The organism is Romboutsia sp. 13368, from assembly GCF_018336475.1.
Taxonomy (GTDB): domain Bacteria; phylum Bacillota; class Clostridia; order Peptostreptococcales; family Peptostreptococcaceae; genus Romboutsia.
This window is the reverse complement of the sequence record NZ_CP048741.1, coordinates 797,398-800,493: the sequence shown is the minus strand read 5'-3', so window position 1 is coordinate 800,493 and position 3,096 is coordinate 797,398. Positions and strand designations below refer to the sequence as shown.

The 3,096-nt window shown below is 27.9% G+C and carries 4 protein-coding genes; 1 reads left to right on the top strand and 3 read right to left on the bottom strand.

Annotation, left to right across the window (positions count from 1 at the left end; all coding sequences use genetic code 11):
- Positions 1 to 100 precede the first annotated feature (100 nt).
- Complete coding sequence (locus tag G3997_RS03255) at positions 101 to 1,318, top strand: IS256 family transposase (protein ID WP_296648030.1); 1,218 nt, start codon at positions 101 to 103, stop codon at positions 1,316 to 1,318.
- Here G3997_RS03255 and G3997_RS03250 read toward each other — a convergent pair.
- The 3 genes from G3997_RS03250 to trxA form a co-directional block, all read right to left on the bottom strand.
- On the bottom strand, positions 1,212 to 1,886 hold the full coding sequence (locus G3997_RS03250) for an SH3 domain-containing protein (protein ID WP_296648027.1): 675 nt from the start codon (positions 1,884 to 1,886) through the stop codon (positions 1,212 to 1,214). The two genes, G3997_RS03255 and G3997_RS03250, sit on opposite strands and share 107 nt — an antisense overlap.
- A 298-nt stretch (positions 1,887 to 2,184) precedes the next feature.
- Positions 2,185 to 2,439 (bottom strand): hypothetical protein, encoded by a 255-nt coding sequence (locus G3997_RS03245; protein WP_296648023.1) that lies wholly within the window; start codon positions 2,437 to 2,439, stop codon positions 2,185 to 2,187.
- A 205-nt stretch (positions 2,440 to 2,644) separates the two neighbouring features.
- Positions 2,645 to 2,962: a thioredoxin gene (gene trxA, locus G3997_RS03240; RefSeq protein WP_296648020.1), complete on the bottom strand. Its 318-nt coding sequence runs from the start codon at positions 2,960 to 2,962 to the stop codon at positions 2,645 to 2,647.
- Positions 2,963 to 3,096: the final 134 nt, after the last annotated feature.

The window sequence follows — 3,096 nt, the reverse complement described above, 5'->3', positions numbered from 1 at the left end:
AAATAAAAAGAGGWTTTTNGGGTCTGTAAAATAAAGTGTGTATTCTTCCAAAAAGTGCGATAATTAAATTAGATTATCCGAAGGAAGGTGCACACTTTTTATGTTAAACAAAAGTGAAATTTTAAAGAAACTTATACAAGAATACGATGTTAAAACAACAAGAGATGTACAAGAAATGTTAAAAGATTTATTTGCAGAAACAATTCAAGAAATGTTAGAAGCGGAGCTTGATGAACACCTAGGATATGACAGATATGATAATCAAAATAAAAATACTACAAACTCAAGAAATGGACATAGGACTAAGAACGTTAAATCTGATTTTGGAGAGGTTGGTATAAGTATTCCAAGAGATAGACAAGGTAGTTTTGAACCAAGAATTATTAAAAATTATGAAAATGATATATCTGGTATAGAAGAACAAATCATTGGTATGTATTCAAAAGGTATGTCTACACGAGATATATCAGCTCATATCAATAGTATTTACGGTATAGAGGTATCTCATTCATTGGTATCTAAAATAACGGATAGAGTTCTTCCATTAGCTAAAGAATGGCAAAATAGAGCACTAGATACAATATATCCTGTTATCTTTATGGATGCTATACATTATAAAGTTAGGACCGAAGGTCGTATTGTAAATAGAGCTGCATATATTGCAATAGGTATAAACTTAGAAGGTCTCAAAGAAGTATTAGGGATATGGGTTGGACAAAATGAAACGTCTAAATACTGGTTAAATGTGCTTACAGAAATTAAAAATAGAGGGGTTAAAGATATCTTGATAGCATCAGTAGATGGGTTACCAGGATTTGTTGATGCCATAAAAGTTGTATATCCTAATACAGAAATACAAAGATGTGTAGTTCACCAGATTAGAAACACTTTGAACTATATATCATATAAACATAAGAAGGAATTTGCAAGGGATTTAAAACAAGTATATACTGCATCAACAGAAGAAAATGCATTAAGTGAGCTAGCGCTCTTAGAGGAAAAATGGGATGATAAGTATGCGATAGCATTAAGGAGTTGGAGAAATAATTGGGATGAATTATCAACTTATTTTAAATACCCTGAGCACATTAGAACCTTGATATATACTACTAATGCAATGGAAAGTTATAATCGTATGCTTAGAAAAGTAACTAAATCTAAATCTGTTTTTCCATCTGATGATTCACTTCATAAATCTTTATATTTAGCAACTATGGATATATCTGATAAATGGACACAAAAGATTCGAAATTGGAATCAGATATTAGCTCATTTAAGTATATATTTTGATGATAGAATATCATCTTTAAATATGTAGTTGTCGATGGACCTTTTCTTACATTTAATCCACTATCTGCTGTTGCATACATAGTTTTTGTTGAAGATGAACTACTTCCATTTGATGTAGATGGTTTTGTAGAACTTAAGTATGCACTTGATACATATCCTTCTATTCCATTTGCTGTTATTTTACTCCATCCATTACTTGTTGAATATACTGTAACTGCTGTTCCTTTTGATAATGTTCCTACCTTTGAGTAACTTGTTGATGGACCTTTTCTTACATTTAATCCACTATCTGCTGTTGTATACATAGTAGTTATTGAACTTGATTCTTCTTTTACTAAATAATCACTACATATATAACCTGTTTTAGAATTATATTGTACTTTTGTCCAATTTCCAGATGTTCCTATGTAATTAACTTTTGTTCCCTTTTCTAGTACTCCCATAGATTTATAGTTTGTCCCTGCTCCTGTTCTAAAGTTAACTCTAGTAGTAGTTACTCTTATTTCAGATGCATAAGATTCTGTTATATTTGATAATGGTGTAATGAAAGCTGTTGCTAACACTCCTGCCACTACATAATTTTTATTTATACCCATGATATTATAATCCTCCTAAAAATAAATTYATATAAAATATTTTATTTTTATATAAATTTATTACATTATATCACAAATTATAACATAAATTTTATATTTAAACATCCTTTTTGTTACTTTTTTGTAACTTTTTTGCATTTTTTTTCGATTATTATAATTTTAATCATTAATTATGTATATTTCTATCATTTTTGATATATTTATACTTAAATGATTACATAGATGAAGTATCTAGAACTACTATCTTTAATAAAAATAGAGCATATGTAAAATTTTACAATGCTCTATCTTTATTAAATTATTTATCTTTTTTTACACTATCTTTTACAGCCTTTCCAACTTTTTTACCTGTATTTATAGTTTCTTTTCCTACATTAGCTCCAGTTTTTATAGCTTCTTTACCTACATTTAAAGTTCCTTGAACTGTTTCTTTTGCAATATTTCCAACACCATTTACAACTTCTTTGCCTACTTTTTCTATAGGGTCAGTTACTTTTTTTACTGCTTTTTCAGCTTTTTCAATTTTCTCATTTTTTTTATTTTTACCTCTCATAACAACACCTCATTAAKAAATTTGCTTATCTAGATTTATCTACTAATATGCACCTCTTGCACTAATAAATGTAACTTATGATAAATGGCTTAAATTTGTAATGCCTTTAGTTGGAATACTTGCTGTTTTATCAATAGTAATGCTTGGAATATCTGTCATTTAACAAAAAACTCTACAAAGTATAATAACTTTGTAGAGTTTTTTGTTAAATATATTCTTTTATTTTAGCTAATAAATTTTCTTTAGGCATAAATCCTACAAGTCTTTCCATAGGTTCACCATTTTTAAATACTATTATAGTAGGTACTGTACTTACGTTAAATTGTCTTGCTATATCTAGACTTTGATCTATATCTATTTTATAAAATTGTGCTTTTCCTTCAAATTCATTACCTACCTCTTGAAATACTGGAGCTAACATTTTACATGGTCCACACCAAGTAGCAAAAAAGTCAACTACAGCTATACCCTCTGCATTTTCTACAAGGTTATTAAATTCTCCACTATTTATAACTTGTGCCATATTATAATTCTCCTTAACTTTATTATTTATTTATTACTTACCCTATTATTTATTATTTCCAGTATTCAATATCTATTCCTAATTCTTTCTCTATGAATTTTTTACCATCTAAATTTTATCATTATTAATATACC

What these genes read in the sequence shown, in the direction of transcription:
- G3997_RS03255 (WP_296648030.1), top strand. Translation starts at nt 101, where the DNA reads ATGTTAAACAAAAGTGAAATTTTAAAGAAACTTATACAAGAATACGAT.
- G3997_RS03250 (WP_296648027.1), bottom strand. Translation starts at nt 1,886, where the DNA reads ATGGGTATAAATAAAAATTATGTAGTGGCAGGAGTGTTAGCAACAGCT.
- G3997_RS03245 (WP_296648023.1), bottom strand. Translation starts at nt 2,439, where the DNA reads ATGAGAGGTAAAAATAAAAAAAATGAGAAAATTGAAAAAGCTGAAAAA.
- trxA (WP_296648020.1), bottom strand. Translation starts at nt 2,962, where the DNA reads ATGGCACAAGTTATAAATAGTGGAGAATTTAATAACCTTGTAGAAAAT.